22 protein-coding genes are annotated in these 20,937 nt (G+C 65.5%); 11 read left to right on the forward strand and 11 right to left on the reverse strand.

The features are described from left to right. Positions 1–133 precede the first annotated feature (133 nt). Positions 134–1,267 carry a J domain-containing protein gene (locus BLT65_RS31190; protein WP_091785174.1) on the forward strand — a complete coding sequence of 378 codons (1,134 nt, stop codon included), beginning with the start codon at positions 134–136 and terminating at the stop codon, positions 1,265–1,267. A gap of 29 nt (positions 1,268–1,296) precedes the next feature. Here the strand turns inward: BLT65_RS31190 and BLT65_RS31195 are convergent, their stop codons facing one another. From BLT65_RS31195 to BLT65_RS31205, 3 genes are all read right to left on the reverse strand, one after another. After that, positions 1,297–2,256 carry a TauD/TfdA dioxygenase family protein gene (locus BLT65_RS31195; protein WP_091785177.1) on the reverse strand — a complete coding sequence of 320 codons (960 nt, stop codon included), beginning with the start codon at positions 2,254–2,256 and terminating at the stop codon, positions 1,297–1,299. A 283-nt stretch (positions 2,257–2,539) separates the two neighbouring features. After that, positions 2,540–2,995 (reverse strand): tellurite resistance TerB family protein, encoded by a 456-nt coding sequence (locus tag BLT65_RS31200; protein ID WP_042309288.1) that lies wholly within the window; start codon positions 2,993–2,995, stop codon positions 2,540–2,542. A 42-nt stretch (positions 2,996–3,037) separates the two neighbouring features. Beyond that, positions 3,038–3,223: a DUF3563 family protein gene (locus BLT65_RS31205; protein ID WP_042309290.1), complete on the reverse strand. Its 186-nt coding sequence runs from the start codon at positions 3,221–3,223 to the stop codon at positions 3,038–3,040. 323 nt (positions 3,224–3,546) lie between these two features. Between BLT65_RS31205 and BLT65_RS31210 the strand changes: the two genes are divergently transcribed. The 6 genes from BLT65_RS31210 (at position 3,547) to BLT65_RS31235 (ending at position 8,194) form a co-directional block, all read left to right on the forward strand. Then, on the forward strand, positions 3,547–3,819 hold the full coding sequence (locus tag BLT65_RS31210; RefSeq protein WP_042309334.1) for a hypothetical protein: 273 nt from the start codon (positions 3,547–3,549) through the stop codon (positions 3,817–3,819). A 107-nt stretch (positions 3,820–3,926) separates the two neighbouring features. Continuing rightward, the gene (locus tag BLT65_RS31215) at positions 3,927–4,235 is read left to right on the forward strand and encodes a DUF4148 domain-containing protein (protein WP_091785180.1); all 309 of its coding nucleotides are present in this window, start codon (positions 3,927–3,929) and stop codon (positions 4,233–4,235) included. A gap of 231 nt (positions 4,236–4,466) precedes the next feature. Continuing rightward, positions 4,467–5,795: a sensor histidine kinase gene (locus tag BLT65_RS31220; RefSeq protein WP_091785183.1), complete on the forward strand. Its 1,329-nt coding sequence runs from the start codon at positions 4,467–4,469 to the stop codon at positions 5,793–5,795. A 347-nt stretch (positions 5,796–6,142) separates the two neighbouring features. After that, on the forward strand, positions 6,143–6,817 hold the full coding sequence (locus BLT65_RS31225) for a response regulator transcription factor (RefSeq protein ID WP_007589771.1): 675 nt from the start codon (positions 6,143–6,145) through the stop codon (positions 6,815–6,817). A gap of 93 nt (positions 6,818–6,910) precedes the next feature. Further along, positions 6,911–7,186: a hypothetical protein gene (locus BLT65_RS31230; RefSeq protein ID WP_091785186.1), complete on the forward strand. Its 276-nt coding sequence runs from the start codon at positions 6,911–6,913 to the stop codon at positions 7,184–7,186. 9 nt (positions 7,187–7,195) lie between these two features. Then, the gene (locus BLT65_RS31235; RefSeq protein WP_091785189.1) at positions 7,196–8,194 is read left to right on the forward strand and encodes an alpha/beta hydrolase; all 999 of its coding nucleotides are present in this window, start codon (positions 7,196–7,198) and stop codon (positions 8,192–8,194) included. A 96-nt stretch (positions 8,195–8,290) separates the two neighbouring features. On the opposite strand, the gene BLT65_RS31240 is transcribed toward BLT65_RS31235, so the two are convergent. The 4 genes from BLT65_RS31240 to BLT65_RS31255 form a co-directional block, all read right to left on the reverse strand. Further along, positions 8,291–9,544: an MFS transporter gene (locus BLT65_RS31240; RefSeq protein WP_091785194.1), complete on the reverse strand. Its 1,254-nt coding sequence runs from the start codon at positions 9,542–9,544 to the stop codon at positions 8,291–8,293. A 115-nt stretch (positions 9,545–9,659) separates the two neighbouring features. Beyond that, positions 9,660–10,601, reverse strand: coding sequence for a transcriptional regulator GcvA (gcvA, locus tag BLT65_RS31245; protein ID WP_091785198.1), 942 nt, complete (start codon positions 10,599–10,601; stop codon positions 9,660–9,662). Positions 10,602–10,762: 161 nt separating this feature from the next. Further along, positions 10,763–10,993 carry an FmdB family zinc ribbon protein gene (locus BLT65_RS31250; RefSeq protein WP_091785201.1) on the reverse strand — a complete coding sequence of 77 codons (231 nt, stop codon included), beginning with the start codon at positions 10,991–10,993 and terminating at the stop codon, positions 10,763–10,765. Between the two features lie 50 nt (positions 10,994–11,043). Next, on the reverse strand, positions 11,044–11,364 hold the full coding sequence (locus tag BLT65_RS31255) for an HNH endonuclease (RefSeq protein ID WP_091785204.1): 321 nt from the start codon (positions 11,362–11,364) through the stop codon (positions 11,044–11,046). 115 nt (positions 11,365–11,479) lie between these two features. Between BLT65_RS31255 and BLT65_RS31260 the strand changes: the two genes are divergently transcribed. Beyond that, positions 11,480–12,073, forward strand: coding sequence for an SLATT domain-containing protein (locus BLT65_RS31260; protein ID WP_042309307.1), 594 nt, complete (start codon positions 11,480–11,482; stop codon positions 12,071–12,073). Between the two features lie 25 nt (positions 12,074–12,098). Here the strand turns inward: BLT65_RS31260 and BLT65_RS31265 are convergent, their stop codons facing one another. Continuing rightward, entirely contained in the window at positions 12,099–13,052 is a 954-nt protein-coding gene (locus tag BLT65_RS31265; protein WP_091785207.1) for a PTS sugar transporter subunit IIA, read from the reverse strand. A 199-nt stretch (positions 13,053–13,251) separates the two neighbouring features. On the opposite strand from BLT65_RS31265, the gene BLT65_RS31270 reads away from it, so the two are divergent. The 3 genes from BLT65_RS31270 to BLT65_RS31280 all read left to right on the forward strand — a co-directional run bounded on the left by BLT65_RS31270 (position 13,252) and on the right by BLT65_RS31280 (position 15,403). Further along, complete coding sequence (locus tag BLT65_RS31270) at positions 13,252–13,947, forward strand: glutathione S-transferase family protein (RefSeq protein WP_091785210.1); 696 nt, start codon at positions 13,252–13,254, stop codon at positions 13,945–13,947. 154 nt (positions 13,948–14,101) lie between these two features. Further along, complete coding sequence (locus BLT65_RS31275) at positions 14,102–14,692, forward strand: BPSL1445 family SYLF domain-containing lipoprotein (protein WP_165576867.1); 591 nt, start codon at positions 14,102–14,104, stop codon at positions 14,690–14,692. Between the two features lie 180 nt (positions 14,693–14,872). Continuing rightward, positions 14,873–15,403: a universal stress protein gene (locus tag BLT65_RS31280; RefSeq protein ID WP_091785217.1), complete on the forward strand. Its 531-nt coding sequence runs from the start codon at positions 14,873–14,875 to the stop codon at positions 15,401–15,403. A gap of 1 nt (position 15,404) precedes the next feature. Here BLT65_RS31280 and BLT65_RS31285 read toward each other — a convergent pair whose 3' ends face one another. The 3 genes from BLT65_RS31285 to BLT65_RS31295 are packed head-to-tail and all read right to left on the reverse strand — an operon-like array spanning position 15,405 to position 20,670. Continuing rightward, a complete protein-coding gene (locus BLT65_RS31285; RefSeq protein WP_091785220.1) occupies positions 15,405–18,221 on the reverse strand; it encodes an Hsp70 family protein in 2,817 nt (938 codons plus the stop codon). Between the two features lie 14 nt (positions 18,222–18,235). Continuing rightward, positions 18,236–20,095, reverse strand: coding sequence for an Hsp70 family protein (locus BLT65_RS31290; RefSeq protein WP_091785222.1), 1,860 nt, complete (start codon positions 20,093–20,095; stop codon positions 18,236–18,238). Next, on the reverse strand, positions 20,092–20,670 hold the full coding sequence (locus BLT65_RS31295; RefSeq protein ID WP_091785225.1) for a DUF2760 domain-containing protein: 579 nt from the start codon (positions 20,668–20,670) through the stop codon (positions 20,092–20,094). The genes BLT65_RS31290 and BLT65_RS31295 overlap by 4 nt, the downstream gene beginning before the upstream one ends. Between the last annotated feature and the right edge of the window lie 267 nt (positions 20,671–20,937).

Here is a 20,937-nt window from a genome sequence, read left to right on the forward strand (position 1 = left end):
GCGCCGCGCGAAATGCGGCCTGGCCCACAACGGCGATAGAAAAGCCGGCTTCCGGCCGCGTTCGCGAGCGGCCGGCGCGTCGGCGCTCGCGTAGAATCATCACAAAAGACCAGCACGGCAATCGGGGAAGGGCGTGAAAATTCACAGCCACTACGACAATCTGAAAGTCTCGCGGGACGCGCCTCAAGAAGTGATCCGCGCGGCCTATAAGACTTTGAGTCAGAAATATCATCCTGACCGGCGGATCGACGATCCCGATGCCGAGCGGGTGATGAAGATCATCAACGCGTCTTATGCGGTTCTGAGCGACCCCGTGCAACGCAAGGAGCACGACGAATGGCTCGCGCGTAAAGAGCGTGAAGCGGCCGAAGCGGCTGCGCCACAACCGCCGCCGCGTCAGCCGGCGTCGGCGTCCCAGCGGACGAGTTGGCAGGCGGCCGCCACGCAGACCCGGCGTGAGGTCCCGCCGCGTTCGCAGACCCGTTCGAGCGCATGGACATCACATGCACATGTCGATCCGCGCGCCGCGAAGCGAAAGCCGCGCGCGGCCTCCGGTTTCTCACTCCGCAAGATTTCGCTGCGAAGCTGGACGGTGATCGGTGTCTGCGCATTCTTCGGCTACGTCGCGATTTCGGAATCGACGACGCCGTGGCCGTTCACCCGCAACACGTCTTCGCACGGCTCGTCCTATGGCTCGCCATACGGTACGCGTAATCACGCCGACGCCGATGACGCGACGCCGTCGGATGGCAAACGGCGCGGGCTTGCGGCGATGTCGTCGGCGCAGGCAGCGACCTCGCCGTGGACCAGCGATGGGTCCGTCACAAGTGGCGCTTCAGCCTCGCATGCGCTGTTCGTGAGGCCCACGCTCGCGCCGAACGGACTGCCGTGGCCGTCGACGGCGTCCTATCTCGACGGCATGCCCGTCGGCGCAGCGGGCGGGCATTCCTCGGTGACGATCGACAACTCCGTCAACCGCTTCGACGTGTTCGGCAAACTCGTCTACAACGCGTCCGTGTTCGACCAGCCGGTGCGCCATTTCTTCGTGCCGGCCGGGCAGACTTTCACGCTGATCGGCGTCGCGCCGGGCGCGTACGACGTCCGCTATCAGAATCTCGACGACGGTGGCCTGTACAAGTCGCAAGGTTTCGAACTCAACGAACAGGCCGCCGGCAACAGCGTCGACGCGACCAACGTGAGCATCACGCTGTACGCGCTGCCGGGCAGCACCGTGCAGCCGATGACCATCGGCCGCGGCGACTTCTAGTCATCGAAGGCTGCCGGCAAGCGCACCGCTTACTGCAGCGTGGCGCCTGCACCCCGCAGCACCACGCTCTGCCGCCCGTCGATGCTCACGGGCACATCGCCATGCACTGTCGCGCGGCGCACGACGCGATGCGCGTCGCCATAGTCGTTGATCGCGTAGTGCTGCGTCGCGCGGTTGTCCCAGATCGCGACGTCGCCTTGCGTCCAGTTCCAGCGCACCGTGTTCTCGAGCCGCGTGACGTGATCGTGGAAGGTCTGCAACAGATGCGTCGAGTCGCCCGCCGACAGTCCCTTCAGACGCTGCACGAAATGACCTAGCACGAGCGAGCGTTCGCCCGTTTCCGGATGTACGCGCACGACGGGATGCTCGGTCTCATAGACCGTCGACGTGAACACTTCGCGGTAGCGCTTGAGTTGCTCGGTGTCGGCGTTTACGTGCGACGACGCGTAGTCGTAGGCGTTCGTGTGCAGCGCCCAGAGCGTGTCGGCAAGACGCTGCAGCGGTTCGGGCAGGTTTTCGTAAGCAGCCGCCGTATTGGCCCAGACCGTGTCGCCGCCGTATGGCGGAATCACGACGGCCCGCAGGATCGAAATCTTCGGATACGCATCGACGAACGTGACGTCCGTATGCCATGAGTTCGCGCGTCCGCCATGCTGCGAATTGAGTTCGAGCAGACGATGGCTGCCGTCGACGGACGGCACGGTCGGATGCGCGACGGTCTCGCCGAAGCGCCGCGCGAACGCTTCCTGCTCGGTGTCGTCGAGATGCTGCTGGCCGCGAAAGAACACCACCTTGTGCTTCAGCAGCGCGGCGTGGATCGCATCGAAGGTCTGCGCATCGATCGAGCCGGACAGCCTGACACCTCGAATCTCCGCGCCGATGCGGCCAGCGACGCGGCGCAGATCGAGCGTTTCAGGCGCAGCGTGCGCGGCTTGCGTGACGATCGTGCCTGCGTTCGATGGGGCGAAACCCGCTTGCGTATTCGACATCTGACGTCTCCGTGTAAGTGGGAAACGTTCATTCAAGCAGCGTGCTCGCGCAAAGAGAACTGACATTTCGTGCGAAGGTGTCCAGGCGGATTGCGCTATCGATAGGCGGTTTCGTGCTATGCGAGCGGCACGCAGGCTCGCGGCTGGAATTGGATACAGCGGGATACACCGCTCGACGGCATCGTCAAGGTATCCGTCGAACCCATGCGTGAAGCGCTTTCCCGCCTCGGCACCTGATGCGTCGGCGGGAAAGCGCGGTGGGTTGAGAGAAAGTGACGGGCGTTCAGCCCGGCTGAACCGGCACGAGCTTCAGTTTGCGGCGCAAACTCCGCGTGTCGTGCATGTCGTACGGTTCGGGCATCTGCCACGCCGCGCGCAACAGTTGAATGAACGCCGCTTCGCCTTCGGACAGATGTCCGTCCGCGTGCGCGCCCTCGTTGCACAGCGCCATGACTTCGCGGCGCAGCCGCCAGTCCCTGACGTCCTGCGCGAGACAAAAAATCACGGCAGGGTCGAGGCGGCAGGTGTCGCCCCAGTTCAGATAGGCCGTCGACGTCAGGTCCTCGCACATCTGCTGCATGACGACGAGCAGTTGTCCGCGGTTCATCTTCAGCCGCGCTTCCATCCCGTAACGCTCCAGTGCTTCGAGCTCGTCGACGCCGACGTGTCCGTCCGACAGCAGGCAGGCGGCCACGATGCGGGCCGCAGCCTCGGGACTGTCGCTTCGATAGTGACGCATTTCAGATCTCCTTTACTTCGATTCGATTGACGGCGCGGTGCATCACGCAATCCAGTCGCGCGGCGCGGGGTTCGAATTCACGTGAAACGGATAGCTGCTGTCGTCGAGCATGCGCTGGCGGCGTTCGAGATCGGCGAGGTCCGTCGACGATGCGAGCCACGCTTCGCGTTCGCTGTCGCGCGAGGACGTGAACAGCGTGCCGAGACGGTGTGCGAGCTGGTTGAACATGATGTGCTCCTTCAGTAGTGCGATAAGGAAACGCGCTGGCGAAAATGGGATTCGCACGGCTGCGTGACTGCGATGCGCGGGCTTTGTGCTGCTTGCCGTTTCGTCGCTTTCCGACCATGACGCTGCATCGACGGGATGAATCGTAGGCGCGGTTAATTAGCGGGAAATGAGTGCGCCGGGCATGCGATGAACCGTTATGTCACGGTGTGCCATAACGATTGTTTCGCCTGATTCAGAGGCTAATTCTTTGCTCACTATCGGCGCACAGAATGCGAATCAACCGATGCATCACTGATACGGCATCGAACGTCCAGGAGAACAACATGAAAGGGATTCGCCACATTGCAGTCGCCGCATTGCTCGGCTTGGGACTGGTGAGCGCCGCGCAGGCACACGTGTTCGTCGGCGTCGGGATTGGAGGCGTCGCGCCCGTCGTCCCCGTCATGCCCGTCGTCTCCGTCGCGCCGTACCCTGTGTATGCACCGCCGCCCGTGTATTACGCGCCGCCTCCTCCGGTGTACGCGCCGCCCGTCGTGGTCGGCTACTGGGGGCATCCGCACTATGCCTATCGCGGCTATTACGGCTACTGGCGCTAGGCAGACGGGGGCGCGCCAGAACGGGCGCTCATTTGTTTCTAATTTTCGATCTCTACGATGAACTTCATCGCAAGGCTCATCGAGCCAATAACCCGGAGGGAAACATCATGAAAACGCTGATTCAGACCGCTGCAGTCGCCGTGTTGCTCGCATTGCCCATCGCCTCGTTTGCGCAAACGACGGCACCCGTCTCGCGTGCCGAAGTCGAGGCGCAACTCACACAACTGGAAGGCGCGGGCTACAACCCGATTGGCGACAAGGCGCACTATCCAGCGAACCTCGAAGCTGCGCAGGCGCGTCTCGACGCACAGCACGCTGACGGATACGGCGGCGTCGCGGACGGCACCTCACAAGGCGGAGCGGCCTTCCATCCTCAATACGATGTCGGGATGAAGTCGATTTACGTCGGACATTGAAGGGCCGTTGAAGCACCGCCGAACCCGGCGAACAACCCGATACGAAACCGCGGGCGCGCAGAAAATTCTGCGCGCCCGCGTTATTGTCTTTGCAACCAGAAGAGCGTGTAGCGCGGTGTAGAATCGGCTCGCGGAAAGGGGACGCCGCTACCGGCTACAAGGGTCGCGGCACGTCAGCCCTGGCGTTCAATCCCGTTTGCACAACTCTCACCGGACGGCACGCATCAGACCATGTCCATGCCCAAGATCCGCTCCCTCAGAAATCAACTCGTGCTCGCCCTCTGTGTGCTGGTGAGCGTCGTCGGCGTGGTGCAGGGCATCAGCTCATGGCAGCTTGCCAAAGCCGGCATGAGCGCGCTGCTCGATCTGCGTCTCGAACAGGTGGCCACGCGCCTGTATCACAGCGGCCTCGCCGATGCGCTGCCCACCACGCCCGCACGCGGCTCGCAGCCCGAGCGCGACGTCTACCTCACGGTCTGGAAGGACGGCATCTCCACGCCTTACCGCTCGACCGACCCCTCGCTCCCACTGCCGCGCGAGGCCGAGCCGGGCTTCACGAATGCGATGGTGAACGGCGAGAACTGGCGCATCTACACGCTGCGCGAGCCGTCGATGGTCGTCCAGGTCGCACAGCGTTCGCGCGTGCGCCAGGACCTCGCGGAAGCGCGCTCGCTGAATACGCTGTGGCCGATGATCGTGCTCGTGCCGCTGGTGTGGATCGCCGTGCTGCTCGTCGTGCGGCGCGCGCTGAGGCGCCTGACGCGGCTCGGCAGACAGGTACAGGCCATCGACATGGCGCATTTCGAGCAACTGTCGACCTCGGGCGTGCCGACCGAGATACGCCCGTTCATCCTGTCGATCAACACGATGATCGAGCGGCTCGAACAGTCCATCGAGAGCGAGCGGAAGTTCATCGCCGACGCGGCACATGAACTGCGCACGCCGCTCACCGCGCTGCAGTTGCAGGCGGACAACCTTGCGCCGCATATCGCGCCAGGTAACCAGGAGCGCTTCCGCGAACTGCAAAGCGGCATCCGGCGCAGCGGCCGGATGATCGCGCAGCTGCTGCGGCTCGCGCGCGCCGATGCGCCCATGAAGGCGGACACGCTGACGCGCGTCGACGTGTCGGAGGTGGTCGTCGACGCCGTGGCCGAAGTCCTGCCGATCGCGATGCAGCGCGGCATCGACATCGGCGCCGACGAGATGACGAGCGCTTTTGTGCGCGCGAACGACGCCGATATCGGCATCGCGCTGCGCAACCTGGTGAGCAACGCGATCCGCTACACGCCCGATGGCGGCAAGGTCGATCTGAGTATCCAGGTGCGCGACGGGAAGGTGTGGATCGAAGTGGTCGATAACGGGCCAGGCATCGACGAGGCGCTGCTGCCGCGCGTGTTCGACCGGTTTTTCCGGGCCAATGTGCAGATCGAGGGCAGCGGGCTGGGTTTGTCGATCGTGCAGGCTATCGTGAACCGGTACGGCGGCGAGGCGAGCCTGCGCAACCGTACGGATGGGCAATCGGGGATCGTCGCGTCGATCGGTTTTCCGTCGGTGCCGTAAGCGGTGCCACAAGCGCAGTGCCGCTCATTCTTTGCTAATTCTCCGTGCCTAAGATGGGAACTGTTGGAGCAGGCCCCTCTGGTTCTGGCACGGCGATCGGTGCAAGCCAGAATCCTTCGGCCGACTGCGTAGGCAGTCGGCCTTTTTTTGTCGTCGATACCGAACGGTTTAGCCTGTGCAGGCTCGGTTATCATGCGATCTGGCTGGTGCGCGGGAGTGGGGCGTGCCGGCCGCCACGGCCCGGAATCGCAAACCGCCGCCCGCGCGCAGTGCGCAGTGCGCCATGCGGCTGATCGGTCCTTGCGCTGCGGCCAACGACAACGCTTCGTTGCTGTGGACACGACATCATGCGAGTGCTACTGGTTGAAGACGATCTGCAGATTGGCCAAAGTCTGATGCGCGCGCTGCAGGACGCTGACTACAGCGTCGACTGGGTGCGCGACGGCAATGCGGGCAGCGCGGCCATCGCTGCCGCCGAATATACCGTCGTCCTGCTCGATCTCGGCTTGCCGGGCATGGGCGGCATCGAACTGCTGAGGTCGGCCCGCGCGGCGGGCAATACCGTGCCCGTGCTGATCCTCACGGCACGCGACGATCTCGAAGCGCGCGTGCAGGGCCTCGACGTCGGCGCCGACGACTACGTGCTCAAACCCTTCGACGTCCCCGAGCTGATGGCGCGCATGCGCGCCGTGTTGCGGCGCAAGGCAGGCTACGCATCGTCGCGTCTCGGCGACGACGCGCTGAACCTCGATCTCGACAAGCGCACGCTGTGCTGCAATGGGGTGTCGTCGGTATTGTCGGCGCGCGAGTTCGCGCTGATGCTCGCGTTTCTCGAACGGCCCGGCACGATCCTGTCGCGCGACCAGCTGGAGGACAAGCTGTACGGCTGGGGCAAGGAAGTCGAGAGCAATGCCGTCGACGTGCTCATTCACTCGGTGCGCAAGAAGTTCGGACAGTCGGTGATCCGCAATGTACGCGGCCTCGGCTGGACCGTCATGCTCGGCGAAGCGCCTAAAACCTGAGCGCCGCGCGTCCTCATTCTCCCCTCACTCTGCATCGACACAATCTCCTCACCGCACAGCAATCACGCTGAAACGCGCGGCGAGGAGAGAGCGATGAAAGGCATTCCAGAAGTCAAGGTAGTTGTCAAACGCAACGATGCGTTCAACCACACACCGGCCGCATTCGATAGGTACGATCCCGGCACCCGTACGCGGATCGCCGTGCATGTCGACTGCACGCCGCAAGGCGCCGCGTGTGCGAACCTGCGTGCGCCCGTCTATGCCGCGCGCGCCTACCGCATGCAGCCTTCGCGGTGCCGCATCGGCGCGCGCGTGCGCTACCCACGTTGCGCCGGCTGGGGCGACGGTTTTGGTTCGACGCAAGGCTGAGGCGCGGCCATGTCGAACCATCCGGCTATCGAAGGCCTCGCGGATCGCATGGCCGCAAGCTGGCAGGCGCGTGCCGTTCTGATGGCCATGCCGCTGCTCGTCGGGCATCGGGCTCGGGCGCGCTGCGCGCCCGCGCCCGATGTCGCGCAGATGCGCTCGCGCTCGCACCGGCTCTCGTTGCCGGGCGCGTGGCTCGCGGCGCTTCTCAATCCGCGTTCGCGCAGGGTGCGCGATGAGGGTCTCGACGGGCTCTGGACTTTACCGTCGACCCGACCCGGACCCATCGCGAACGCGATTTTGTACCTGCACGGCGGCGGCTACTACTTTGGATCGTCGGCGACCCATCGCGCGGTGACGACGGCGCTCGCCGCGCATAGCGGCGCGCCCGTGTTCGCGCCCGACTACCGGCTCGCGCCCGAGCACCCGTTTCCCGCCGCGCTCGAGGATGCGTTGCACGCGTACCGCACGCTGATCGGGCGCGGCATCGCGGCGAATTCGATCGTTGTCGCGGGTGACTCGGCGGGCGGCGGCCTCGCGCTCGCGTTGCTGGTCGCGCTGCGCGACGCAGGCGAGGCCTTGCCTGCGGGCGCCGTGCTGTTCTCGCCGTGGGCCGATCTGACGACGACATGGCGCGCGGCGCGCGGCACAGGGCCAACGACACGCGTAGCGATGCAGCATGCCGCGCGGATGTACATCGGCGACGCGAGCGCGTGGGACCCGTATGTGTCGCCGTCGCGCGGTGAACTGCACGATCTGCCGCCCATCCATCTGCAGATCAGCGACACGGAAGCGATGTACGAGGATGCGCTCGCGCTCGCGGCGCGGCTCAATCGCGTGGGCGTGACGGTGCAGGTCGCGCAGTGGCATGCGATGCCGCACGCGCTGCCGTGTTTCGCGCCATTCCTGCCCGAGGCGAATCAGGCACTGCGGCAGGCCGCGATGTTCGTCAGGCGCTGCTACGCGACGCGTAAACGCGAAGCTGCGGCTGCGGCTGCTGCCATTGCGTGAGAGCGGGTTGGCAAAAGACAAAAAAACGGACGGCATGAGCCGTCCGCGTCAATGGCCAATCCTGAACACTGGCCTCTGGAAAAGCCTCAGCGAAACTCAGGCGCGCGCCGGTTCGACGGGTGCGTGGACGGTGTCGTTGATCGGGAAATGCAGCAGCGCGGCGAACAGTCCCGCCAATGCCGTCGCGGCCCAGATCAGCGTGTACGAGCCCGTCGCGTCGAACACGTAGCCGCCGAGCCACGCGCCGAGGAATGAACCCAGCTGGTGGCTGAGAAACACGACGCCGAACAGCGTGCCGAGATGCCGCGTGCCGAACACCTTGGCGATCAGGCCGCTGGTGAGCGGCACCGTGCCGAGCCACGTCAGGCCCATCACGGCGGCGAACAGCACGACGGAAACCGTCGACTTCGGCAGCAGGAAGAACGCCGCGATCGTCGCCCCGCGAATCAGATACAGCCAGCCGAGCACATGCTGCTGACGGAAGCGCCCGCCAAGCCAGCCGCACGCCCAGCTGCCCGCCATGTTGAACAGGCCGATCAGCGCGAGCGCGGTGGCGCCGAGTCCCATTGGCATGTGGCACAAGGTCAGATAGCCGGGCAGGTGCGTGGCGATGAACGCAAGCTGGAAGCCGCAAGTGAAGAAGCCGAGCGTCAGCAGCCGGTAGCCGCGATGGCGCACGGCGTGGGCGAGCGTTTCGCGCAGCGGCGGGACAGTGGCCGCTGCGGTTGATGCAGCCACATTCGGCGCGCCGACTTCCCTGCGACGATCAAGCAAAATGCCAAAGGGCGCGGCGACCAGCATCAGGAAGGCGAGCGCGTAAAGCGACGTCGATATGCCCGACGTTTCGCGCACCAGTTGCGCGAACGGCACCATCAGCACCTGTCCCAGCGAGCCGCCCGCGCTCGCGATGCCCATCGCCATACTCCGCTGCTCGGGCGTCGCGGCGCGCCCGACGGCCGTCAGCACGACGCCGAACGTCGTACAGCTCACGCCGATGCCGACCAGCAGCCCAAGCCCTGCAATCAGCGCGATAGCGGACGGCGAACCGGCCGCGAGCGCTAGGCCCGCAGCGAAGGTGGTGGCGCCGAACGCGACGACGGGCGCGGCGCCGTAGCGGTCGGCGGCGGCGCCTGCGAACGGCTGCGCGAAGCCCCACACGAGATTGTGCAGCGCGATCGCAAAGGCCACGAGCGTGACGGGCAGGCCGCGATCGTACGAAAACGGCCCGATGAAGAGACCGAAGGTCTGCCGGATGCCCATGGCCGCGCTGATGATCAGCGCGGCGGCGACGATCACGTAAAAGGTCGGGTTTTTAAGGGGTGCTGCGTAAGCGGGTTTGGCTGTCGACATGTTTCGTTTCCTCCTGGCGGCATCCTCGCAGCAGCCAGCAGGCGCGACAAACGAAAAGTTTTCGGCGACAGATGAAGAAAATTCACTCGCAGGGGGAGTGGGTCGCTAGTGGGTGCTAGCGGGTTGCCGTCGTGAAGTGCGTGGCTTCGCCCGTTGAAGCAGCGTCATCGAACGCGTGCGCTTCCTGAAGCAGCCAGCGCTTGAATGCCTGCAGATCGGGCCGCGAGTCCGTGCCTTCCGCGCTGACCAGCCAGTACGCCGTCTTCGCATCGACGGTCGGCGTGCTGGCCTCGACGAGCGTCCCGGCGTCCAGCTCGCGGTTCACCAGCGGCCGTCTGCCGATTGCGACGCCCATGCCCGTCGTGGCCGCTTCGAGGGCCAGTTGGATCGTGTCGAAACGCACGCCGCCCGATGCGTCGATATCGTGGACACCCGCGCCGTCCAGCCACGCCTGCCAGTCTTCGCTCGCGGTATCGACGTGGATCAGCGTCGCGTGGCGCAAGTCGACGTTGCCGAGTGCGTCGCGTCGCTCGTCGCGATACGCGGGGCTGCAAACGGGCACGAGCCGCTCGCCGAACAGCCGGCTCCAGTCGCTGCCCGGGACGGGACCACGGCTCAAACGGATGCCGAAGTCGAAGCCGTCGACGGGAAAGCCCACCTGGCGGCGCGAGGTATCGACGGAAACGTCGATGTTCGGCCACTGCGCGCGAAACTCGAACAGGCGCGGCACGAGCCAGCGCATCGCGAGCGTCGGCGCGCAGCTCACCGTCACCGTGCGATGCGTGCGGTTGTCGGGCAGCCGCTGCGTGCCGAGCGCGATCAGCGAGAACGCCTCGGCGATGTAGGGGAAATACTGCTCGCCCGCTGGTGTCAGCGACAGCTTGCGCGGCTCGCGCACGAACAGCGCGACCCCAAGCGATTCTTCGAGCGCGACGATGCCGTGGCTGACGGCGCTCGGCGTCACGTTCAGTTCGGCGGCGGCGAGCTTGAAGCTGCCGTGCCGCGCCGCTGCCTCGAAGAAGCGCAGCGAGTTCAGCGGGGGCAGGCGAAGCGGCATGGCGCAACCTTTGGGCGTCGTGAGTGAGGGGAAGTGGTTTCGCGTGAGGCAATGGGCGCAGCCCGCATGGCGCGGCTAGAGACTAGCGGCGCGCCATGCGTGCCGTGCGTGCCGAAAGCCGCGAGTGTTGCGCGAGGGCATGCCGCGCCGTTCGCACGCGCTCAAGGGCAGCACGAGCAGCCGCGATGCCGCATGCCATATCCGCCTTCACTTTCGGATGCGCCGCCCGACGAACCGCCCGACGCGCTGCCGAGCAACGCGGGCGCGCCGACCCGCACGCGTTCCGCGGATGTGCCGCAGCGAGGACAACTGGCCGGTTCGTCGCGTTCGGCGATGCGCCGCGCTGCTTCAAACGTGCCGCATTCGGCGCACTCATAGTCGTACACAGGCATGACTTGTTCCGTTGATGTCAGGACCACGCGCCCGATGCGCGCGATCCGTTTCAGCGCTTGCGCCGGCTGCTGCGCGTACGCTCATGAAACCCATCGGGCTTCGTGCGTACCCAGTTCACGAAAGCTCTGACTTGTTCGTTTTCGAGCAGGCGATCGACGGATGCGTAGGTTGTCGCCAGTTCGCGCTCCGAAAAGAGCGCATGCAACTGCCGATGGCAGATCCGGTGCAGCACGACCGTTTCGCGGCCGCCTTCGGCCTTCGGAACCAGATGATGCTCGTCGCGCTGATCGGCTGGAATCGCGCGGCCACACAACGGACACGCTTCTTCCGCCGGCGGCCGATACCAGGATTCCACTTCTCGCTTTGCCATCGATACCCCTGCGGATTCCATCATCCTACCAACTTTCGCAGTGGGAACTGGCACCGTGCGTACGTGCAAGCCGCGATGCTATGCTGGCCTCTCTTCGTCAAAGGAAGGCAAGGGCATGACGATGGTCGATACGCATGCGGAGCCGGGCGCCGGCGTGGGCTCGCGCCCCGATCCCGCTTTGAGCGGGCGCGCCGAATACCGGCCGCCCGTCAACGAGGACGAGTTGCTGTTGAAGTGGATTCGCCGCGCGCGCGAGTCGCAGAAAAGCCACTACGACATGGCCGATCTGCTTGCCGCGCGCAACCGGATGTTCGGCATCGGCGTGACAGTCGTGTCGGCCGTGGTCGGGACGACGGTGTTTCTGTCGCTGGTGGCGTCAGCGGACTCGCGATGGGTGCGGCTCGTCGTCGGGCTGGTGAGCATTGCGGCGGCCGTGTCGGCGGCGTTGCAGACCTTTCTGCGCTACGCGGAGCGTGCCGAACAGCATCGTTCGGCGGGCGCGCGCTATGGCGCCGTGCGGCGCAGGCTGGAAGCGATCTACGCAGGCGACACCGGCGCGCGCGACGGCCGCTACGTGAGTGAAGTGCGCGAGATCCTCGACCGGCTCGCGGAAGACTCGCCGAGCGTACCGCCGCGCGTGTTCCGGCGCACGCAGGAAACCTTGCGCGTCGCGGCGTTGCAAGGCCGCGACGAAGTCCGCTGGGAATGAACGGGCAAGGTGATCGGGGCGAGCGTCACGCCCGCAGCCGCGCGCTGGATGCGTCGCCACGCGCAGCGGGATGCGGCATCAGGGAAGGGATTTCTGCCGGCTCGGCGGCGCTGCTGAACAGCCGGCACACTTCGCTTGCACTGCCGCACGCGTGCAGACGCTCGCGAAAATGCTGGTCGCAAAAGCGCTGCGCGACGTCCGCGAGCAGATTCAGATGCATCGTGTTCGCGCCTTCGGGCACGAGCAGAGCGATCACGTCGCTGACGGGCTTTGCGTCCGGCGCGTCGAAGTCGAGCGGCATGCGCGGGCGCACGTACAGCACGACCGCCGTCAGCAAGCCCGCAATCTGGCTATGCGGCACGGCGACGCCTTGTCCAAGTCCCGTCGAGCCGAGCGCTTCACGCGTGTTCAATCCGTCGATCACCTGGCCGGCGGGCACGCCATAGTGCGTTTCGCAAAACACGCCGATCTGCGCGAACAGCGCTGCGCGATCGGCGGCGTCCGTGTCGAGCAGCACGTTGCCGGGGCTCAGCAGACGGTCGAGCGTGTCGGCGTCGTCGTCGCTGGCTTTGACGGGCGGCTTCGCGGGGCGCAACGCGCTCGCTGCCTGTGCCCACGAGGTTGCGCGCAGCAGATCGCGCCAGCCGTCCGTCGGCGTGTCGGGAATCTCGAACAGGTGGCCGAACTGCGCGGCAGGCGCAATGCGCGTCACTTGCCGGATCGCGCCGTTCACTGCGTCTTTCGGCAGATAGAGCGAGAGTTGCACGCGCTCGGTATGCGGCAGCGTCGCGATGCGGATGGTCCACGGTTGGCCCGCGCAATCGCGGGTCAGCGCGCGGCGCAGCGGTGTAACGTGTTGCGCGTCGAGCGTTACGCGCATCATCACGCTGCGACCGGCGGAAGCGCGGCGCCGCGCAACATCGTCGTGATGGTGGTGAACGCCGAAAATGGCGCGCAGAATGGCTCGGGTCTTCGTCATGCCCTTTTCTCCAGACTGACAACGAAGCTAGCGTAGCGCGATTCGCATTAAAACCGAATAAAAAAACGGGACGCCCGAATGTGGGTTGGCGCACGCATTGCGGTGCGCAACGGTGTTAAAGACGTGCCTGTAGCACCGTGCTTTTGCCCATGAAGAATGCCCGCAGAATCGATACTCACGAACCACGGAGACTTCATTCATGTTGACGCTGTATTCGTACCCCGATCTGTTCGGCGTCGCCGACAACAATGCGTTCGGCCTGAAGGTCTACGCGTTCATGCGGCTGTGCGGGCTCGATTTCGAGCACCAACATATTCTCGATACGTCGCGCGCGCCGCGCGGCCAGTTGCCGTATCTGTCGGACGACGGTGAGACGATCGGCGACAGCGACGCGATCATCGCGTATCTGAAGGACAAGTACGATCTTCAGATCGACAGCGCGCTATCGCAAGGTCAGGCGAATCTCGACTTCCTTGTGCGCCGCACACTCGACGATCTCTACTGGCCAATGAGCTATTCGCGCTGGCGCGACGATCGTTATTGGCCGGCGTTTCGCGATGCTGTGCTGCGCGAGCACGCCGACGTCACCACGAACGATCTCGAAGCGGCGCGCGAGTACAACCGGCAGCGCTATCACTATCAGGGCATCGGCCGTTACGAGCCGGATCAGGTGTACGCGCGAGGTATCGGCGATTTGCGGGTGGTGGCCGATCTGCTTGGCGATAGCGGCTTCGTGTTCGGCCCTGAACCGGCCACTATTGACGCCGCGATCTACGGCTTTGTCGCGAACATTTATTTCTATGAGATCGACACGCCGCTGAAGGCGTATGTGCTGTCGCGGCCCGAACTGGTGCGCCATTGCCGCGCCATGCATGAGCGCATCGCCAATGCTTGAAGTGCGGGCGGTAAGGAACTCGAACGCGGCATTGGCTGTCATCGGATAGGATTGACCTTCGTCAAAGGATCGAAGCGGAACGATCGACATACACCCGCTACCGGGATCGACCACGGTATCAACAACGGCATCAAGCAAGGGAGAAACAATGACAATACAACGCCGCCGATTCATCGCCATGACCACGGCCGCGCTCGCTACGGGCGGACTGGCGCTCGCGGGCTGCACGACCACGGGGCCGTCGTCGGATGCGTCGCCCGAAGCGAACGCGGGCAAGCGCCGGTCGATCGATGCCGACGTCGACGGAACACTCACGCGTCTGTTCAACACGATCGGCGGCTCGCGCGAGCTTGCCGACAAGTCGCGCGGCATCCTCGTCTTCCCTTCGGTGATCTCGGCGGGCTTCTGGTTCGGCGGGCAGTACGGGCAGGGCGCACTGCGCGTCGGCGGACAGACATCGGGTTATTACAGCATCGCGGCGGCGTCGTTCGGCTTGCAGATCGGCGCGCAGTCGAAGGCGATCGTCATGCTGTTCATGACGGACGACGCACTCAGCGAGTTCACTCGCAGCCAGGGCTGGTCGGCGGGCGTCGATGCGTCGGTCGCGCTGGTGAACGTCGGCGCGAACGGTAACGTGGATACGTCGACGGCGATGAGTCCCGTCGAAGCGTTCGTGCTCACGAACGGCGGGCTGATGGCGGGCGTATCGCTGGAAGGCTCGAAGATTTCCCGCCTGATCATCTGATCGCATTCGTCCAATCGAATGCCACGGATGGCGCGCTTCGCGCCATCCGCTTCCTCTCGAATCCTCAGTTCAATCGCGCTGCACATCCACCGCAGCGTGCCTTGCCTCGCTCATTTATCGCTAAGTCTCGCGTCGCATCATGCATGACATGGAAGCAACGTAACGACGGAGGCACACGAAATGATCAGGCACATTCTGGTAGCAGTCGGCACGAACCCGGACAACAGCGTATTGAAGTCCGCCATCGACAAGGCCCGCCACACGGGCGCACGGCTCACGGCCGTGTATGTCGTCGACACGATGCCCTGGTGGGCGATGGCGGGTGTCGAGTACGGCTGCTTCGATTCGATACAGATGGTGGCGGAACTCGAGCGTACGGTCGAACGCCGCTGCAAAGAAGTGTTCGAACTCGACGCATGGGACATTCATACGCAGGCCGTCACGGTGCAACTCGAAGGCGGTAGCGTGGGCCGCAGAATTGCGCGGCTCGCCGAAGAACTCGACGCGGACATGATCGTTGTCGGCGCGGGGCAGGGCTCGAAATGGCGTTTCTGGGAAGAGCGGATGAGCGACGTGGTCGCGCGCTGCACGCGTCGCGCGGTGCTGGTCACGGCAACCGCCGATGCACGCCGCGATGAGCCCGCAAGCGAAGAAGCTCATCGCCATCAGCAGGCAAGGACGAGCGCACCCGCTCGCGCTCAAACGCTTTGAGCTACGCGCCGCCGATCAGCTTCAGCCCGGCCGGCAACGATTCGCCGAATACGCGGCCGGTATCGGCTTCATCGAGCGCGACGGTCTCGCGGACCATCTGGACCCACGCGGGCGCCGCGCCGAGCGTTTCGAGCCGCCGTATCACCGTTTCGCGCGCTGCGTCGGGCAGGTCGCGCGAACGGTCGCCCGTCATGCGCGACAGCTGCACGGCAGCGAACGCGGCGGGCTCGACCTTTTTCCAGTCCAGCGCAAGCACGGCTTCGAGCCAGGGCAGCGCGATGTCGGGTGGCACGACGCCATGCGCGCTGCCGTAGAACGGCAGCCGCGCGCCGATGCGCCCGATGGCCCACCACGTTTGATGATTCTCCGAAGGCTTGCGCAGCCGCTCGAGCAAAGTCTGCGCGAGCGCGATCTTGCGCTCCACCGAAATGCGCTCAAGCGAAGCCTGCACGCGAATCATGTCCGCATAGCCGACCTTGGCGGGATCGAACGGCAGCTTCTGTTTTTTGATGCTCGCGGCTTGCAGGAAGTCCATTGCGTCGAGCAACTGCAACTGCGCGTCCTCGCTCAGGCCGCCTGCCGCGCGACGCCATAGCGTCCACCATTCGGACCACACACGGCTTTCGTGGATGTACTGGATGCCGTCGTCGAAAATCGACCACAACTGCTCGACACGCCATTCGTCGAGGGGATAGCCGAAGCCAGGCCGCAGGCAATAGCCCGCGAGATTGAGCCACAGCCGCTCATGATCCGCCGAGCGGCGCCGGCGCTTTGCGCGGTCCCACAATGCGCCGAACAGTTCGCGCAAGAGCGCTACATCCCAGTTTTCGCGCGGGCCGAGCGTGTGTTCGAGTTGCGCGCGCAGACGCTTGACTTCGTTGGGTCCGACATTCGATGCACGCGCGCCGAACGCGCGCTCGATCAGTTCGATCGCGTGATCGAGCGACGCGTGGCGTGCGCTTTCGCCGTCTTCATGGGTCGTCGAAGAGGCCTCGTCGCGCCGCAGTTCGAATTGCAGCAGCCAGCGTTGCGAAGGGTCGTCGGTGGCGATGCAGTTCACTTCGAGCGTGCCGACTTCGGTGATCGACGTGGTGAGCTTCACGGGCCGCTCGTCGGCATCGGATGCCTGCTGGCGTTGCACGACGGTTGCAATCGGTGGCAGGCGGATGAAATCGCCTTGCGACAGATCCGTGAGTTCGCCGGGTTTGAAGCGCGTATCGGCGACCGTCGACATCAAATGAAAACGCACCGGCTGCCCGAGCCGCAGCGCGAACACGCGGTCGTCGAGATGCACCTCGTGCGCTTCTTCCATACCACGCGGCAACAGGCAGATGCCCTGATCGCCTTCGAGCACGAGGAAATAGCTGCGCGCCGAGCCGCCGCCGATGCGCGGCGCGTTGCCCGCGCGCGCCAGTCCATAGGCGACGGCGCCGCGCGCGACGGCGACATCGGGATGATCGTTCTGCAGTACGTGCAGCGGCTTGCCGCGCCATGCGCCGAGCGTGTCGGCCAGCCGTTGCGTCAGCGCGTGTGCGCGGAACACGCCGCCGTTGAGCAGCAGCGTGTCGGGGACGGGCAGCGTGTCGTCTGCGCTGTTCCCGTCAGCCTCGCCGAGCGCCTCGCGCGATTGCGCCGCGAGCCGCTTCAGAAACGCCGCGACGTGCCGCGTGACGGCGGCGTCGCTGGCATATGGCAGACCGAATTCGACGATGGCGGCGCGCGAGCGGCGCGGCATCTCGTCGGCGGAGACTTGCGGAAAGAATCCGTCGACCACGACGCGCCCGATCTCGTCGCGTGTCAGATGCGTGGTGCGCGCGCCGCCGATCAGGCGTGAGCCCGAGCCGAGCAGCGTGATCGCGACCGACTCAGGCGCGTTCGCATCGAGCAATTGCTCTTTCGCGACGCGGCAGCGCTCGACCAGTTGCGACAGACTCGCCGCCGACAGCCGCGCCTGACCGTCCTGCGACTGCGTAAGACGCGTTTCGGCGAGCCGCGCGAGGGCGAGGTCCATGTTGTCGCCGCCGAGCATCAAATGATTGCCGACGCCGATGCGCGTCAATTGCGGCTCGCCGCTCGCGTCGATGTGAACCTTGATCAGCGTGAGATCGGTCGTGCCGCCGCCGACGTCGCAGATCAGCACGAGCTTCGTGTCGTTTAACTCTTCTCGAAGATTGACCCGATGATGAAACAGCCAGTCGTAGAAAGCGGCCTGCGGCTCTTCGAGCAGCCGCAGCGCGGGCAGCTTCGCGAGACGCGCGGCTTCGAGCGTCAATGCACGCGCGCCTTCGTCGAACGATGCGGGCACCGTCAGCACGACGTTCTGCTGTTCGAGCGGTGCATCGGGAAAGCGCGTGTTCCAGGCGGCGCGCACGTGCGCGAGGTAGCTCGCGCTCGCGGCGACGGGCGAGACTTTCGCGACGTCGTCGGGCGCGCCCCACGGCAGGATCGGCGCGAGCCGGTCCACCGATGCATGCGACAGCCAGCTTTTCGCGCTCGTGACGAGCCGCCCCGGCACCTGCGCGCCGAGTACGCGCGCAAGCTGGCCGATGACGGGCGGCTGTGTGCCGCCCGGTTGTTCAGTGGCTTGCGGCCACGGCAGTTGCAGATCACCCGGATTCAGCTCGCCCGCAGCCGGGTGATAGCGCACGGACGGCAACAGCGGCCGTGCGCCCACTTCGCCGGGCGCGACGAGCTGATCGACCTCGAACACGCGGATATCGTCGGAACCTGTTTCGACGTACGCGACGACGGTATTGCTCGTGCCGAGGTCGATGCCGACCGTGAAACGCGCGGCTGCCTGCTTCTGCTTTTGCTTCATCGAAGCCTTGACGGTCAGTCTTGCGCGCCGCCGCGCACGTCGAACTCGACTTTCCAGCGCTCGTTCGTGCCGCGCGGGATCGCTTCGAGTTCGAGTGTGCCCGCTTCCGTCACGCGCGCGTGCAGCTTGACGGGCACGACTTCGCCGACGGTACGGCCTTCGGCGGGCAGCGAAGCCTCGATCTCTTCGAGTTCCTGCAATTCATCCGGCGACCAGTAGTCGAGCATCGTGCCGACCTGATCGAGGCGCCGCACTGAAGAGCCGAAGAAACGGAAATGCACCGGCTCGCCGACCACCAGCCCGAACTCCTGCTCCGGCAGTGGCGCGTCGGTGCCTTCTTCCATGCCGAACGGCGCGACGCACAGCGCGGAGATGGGCGGCTCCATGCCGGGCACGGCAGGCATTGCCGATTCGATTGCGACGTAGTACGCCCGCGCCGTGCCGCCGCGAATGCGCACGCCACGGCCGCGCTTCACGTAGCCGTAGTACGCGGCGCCGCGCGCGACGGCGAGATCGAGGTCCGCGCCTTCGAGCAGACGCGCCGTCGCGGCGCCGTCGGCCGTGAGCCAGCCGTTGAGCGTCGACATGATCCGCTCGACCAGCAGCGCCGACTTGAACACGCCGCCGTTGAACAGCACGGCTGTCGGATGCAGGAACGTCGCATTGGCTTCGAGCGGCAACTGGCCGTTGCTCTGCGTGCCCTGCAACTCCGCGAGCGCCGCGACCTGGCGGCCGAGAAACGCCGCGAGATGACGCGTGATGCCCGCGTCCTGCGCGTACGGCAAACCGAGTTGCGTGAGGCCGGCGCGTGTGCGGGTCATCGGCCGGGCCGACGACTCGACTTGCGGGAAGAAGCCTTCGAGGATCGTCTGCGTGAGTTCGTCGCGCGTGAGTTCGGTGCGGATCGAGCCGCCGATCAGCTTCGAGCCCCGGCTAGGCACGACGAGCGGCACGGTATCCGTCGACGGATCGGACAGCAGGGTTTCCTTCGCGCCACGGCATGCGTAGGTGAGGGCGCGCAGTTGCCACGGATCGGCCTGCGTGCCTTGCGACGCGAGCTTGCGCGCAACCACGTGCGCAAGCGCGAGGTCCATGTTGTCACCGCCGAGCAGAATGTGATCGCCGACGGCGACGCGATGCAGTTCGAGATTGCCTTCGCGTTCGATCACGGCGATCAGCGACAGGTCGGTCGTTCCGCCGCCGACGTCGACGACAAGGATGATGTCGCCGAGCTTGACCTGCTTGCGCCATCCGCCTGTGCTCTTCTGGATCCAGCTATAGAGCGCGGCCTGCGGTTCTTCGAGCAGCGTCATCTGGCCGTAGCCGGCGGCGTTGGCGGCTTCCGCCGTCAGCTCGCGCGCGGCGGGATCGAACGACGCGGGAATCGTCACCGTGATTTCCTGCTGGTCGAACGGTGCATCGGGATGCGCGTGGTTCCACGCCTCGCGCAGATGCGTCAGATAGCGCACCGAACTTTCGAGCGGCGACACGCGCGTGACTTCAGGCGGCGCGTCGCTCGGCAGAATAGCCGCGCGGCGGTCGACGCCCGGATGGCACAGCCAGCTTTTCGCGCTCGACACGAGGCGGATCGGCGTGCCTGCGCCCCGGCTACGCGCCATTTCTCCGACGGCGAAGGTGCGCTCGCCCGTCCACGGCAACGCGAGATCGCCGGGTGTCAGCTCGCTTTCGTGCGGCAGATAGAGAAACGACGGCAGCAGATCGAGGTCTTCGATCGCGCCGGGCGCGGTCAACTGGGTGACGGGCATCACCTGCTGCTCGGTCTTTTCGCCGTCGCTTGCGGCGAGATCGACGTATGACAGCGCGCAGTGCGTGGTGCCCAGATCGATGCCGATCGAATAGCGGGGATCGCTCATAGTTCCACCTCGGCAGGGGCGAGCACGGTCGCGTCGTGGCTTTGCGTGAGCTTCGGCAGACGCACGTCGGCGGCGCGCCAGCCGCGATGGCTGATGCTGCCCGAAAACGGTGCCTTGCCGACGACGTTGCCCGTCAGTCGGATGGCCGTCGCGTCGAAGCCTTCGTTGATCGTCACGCGGCTGCCTTCGGCTTCGTCGCGCACCGGTTGGATCGTGAAATGCTCGCGCAGCGTCGCGCGGCAGCCGTCATGGACGAGGCGCGCGGCCGCGCCGATATCGGCGTCCGAATACTTCGCGATGTCTTCCTCGACGAAATCGATGAAGCGTGCATCGCGCTGGAGCAGGCCGAGCAACTGGAGCGCGGCCTCGGGCGTGGCTTCCTTGATGACGACGGGCGCCGGGGCCGGGGCGGGCTTAGCGACGGGCGCTGCGGCCGGAGCCGGTGCTGGCGTGGGCGCTGCGCCGCTGCGCAGGCGCAACACGCTGGCAGCGAAGTCGCGATCGCCCAGAATGCTAAAAAATGTTCCGAAGGCAAGCGACAGCCTGCCCAGCAACGAAACGTTCGGTTCGGTCATGAAAGATCGCTCCTGATTCTTGGGGATTCGGTCGCGCCGCGCGGCTGTCGCGCGGCGGCGTGGAATTCGGGGCGGACGGCGGCGGGCCGCCGCAAACGGGCGGACGCGCGCTCGATACGTCCGCGTCAAAACCCGTATTTTGCCTTGTTGTGAGCCGTCGCCGGTTCTAAGTCTGATTCCTGCGCAAGTTTGGCGGCCGGATTTTACGTCCTCGCGTAACAATAAGCGGCATCGTCCTGTCATTTTTTACAGCGAGGATAGGGGGCG

This window comes from Paraburkholderia steynii (assembly GCF_900100565.1).
GTDB classification, from domain to species: Bacteria; Pseudomonadota; Gammaproteobacteria; order Burkholderiales; family Burkholderiaceae; genus Paraburkholderia; species Paraburkholderia terrae.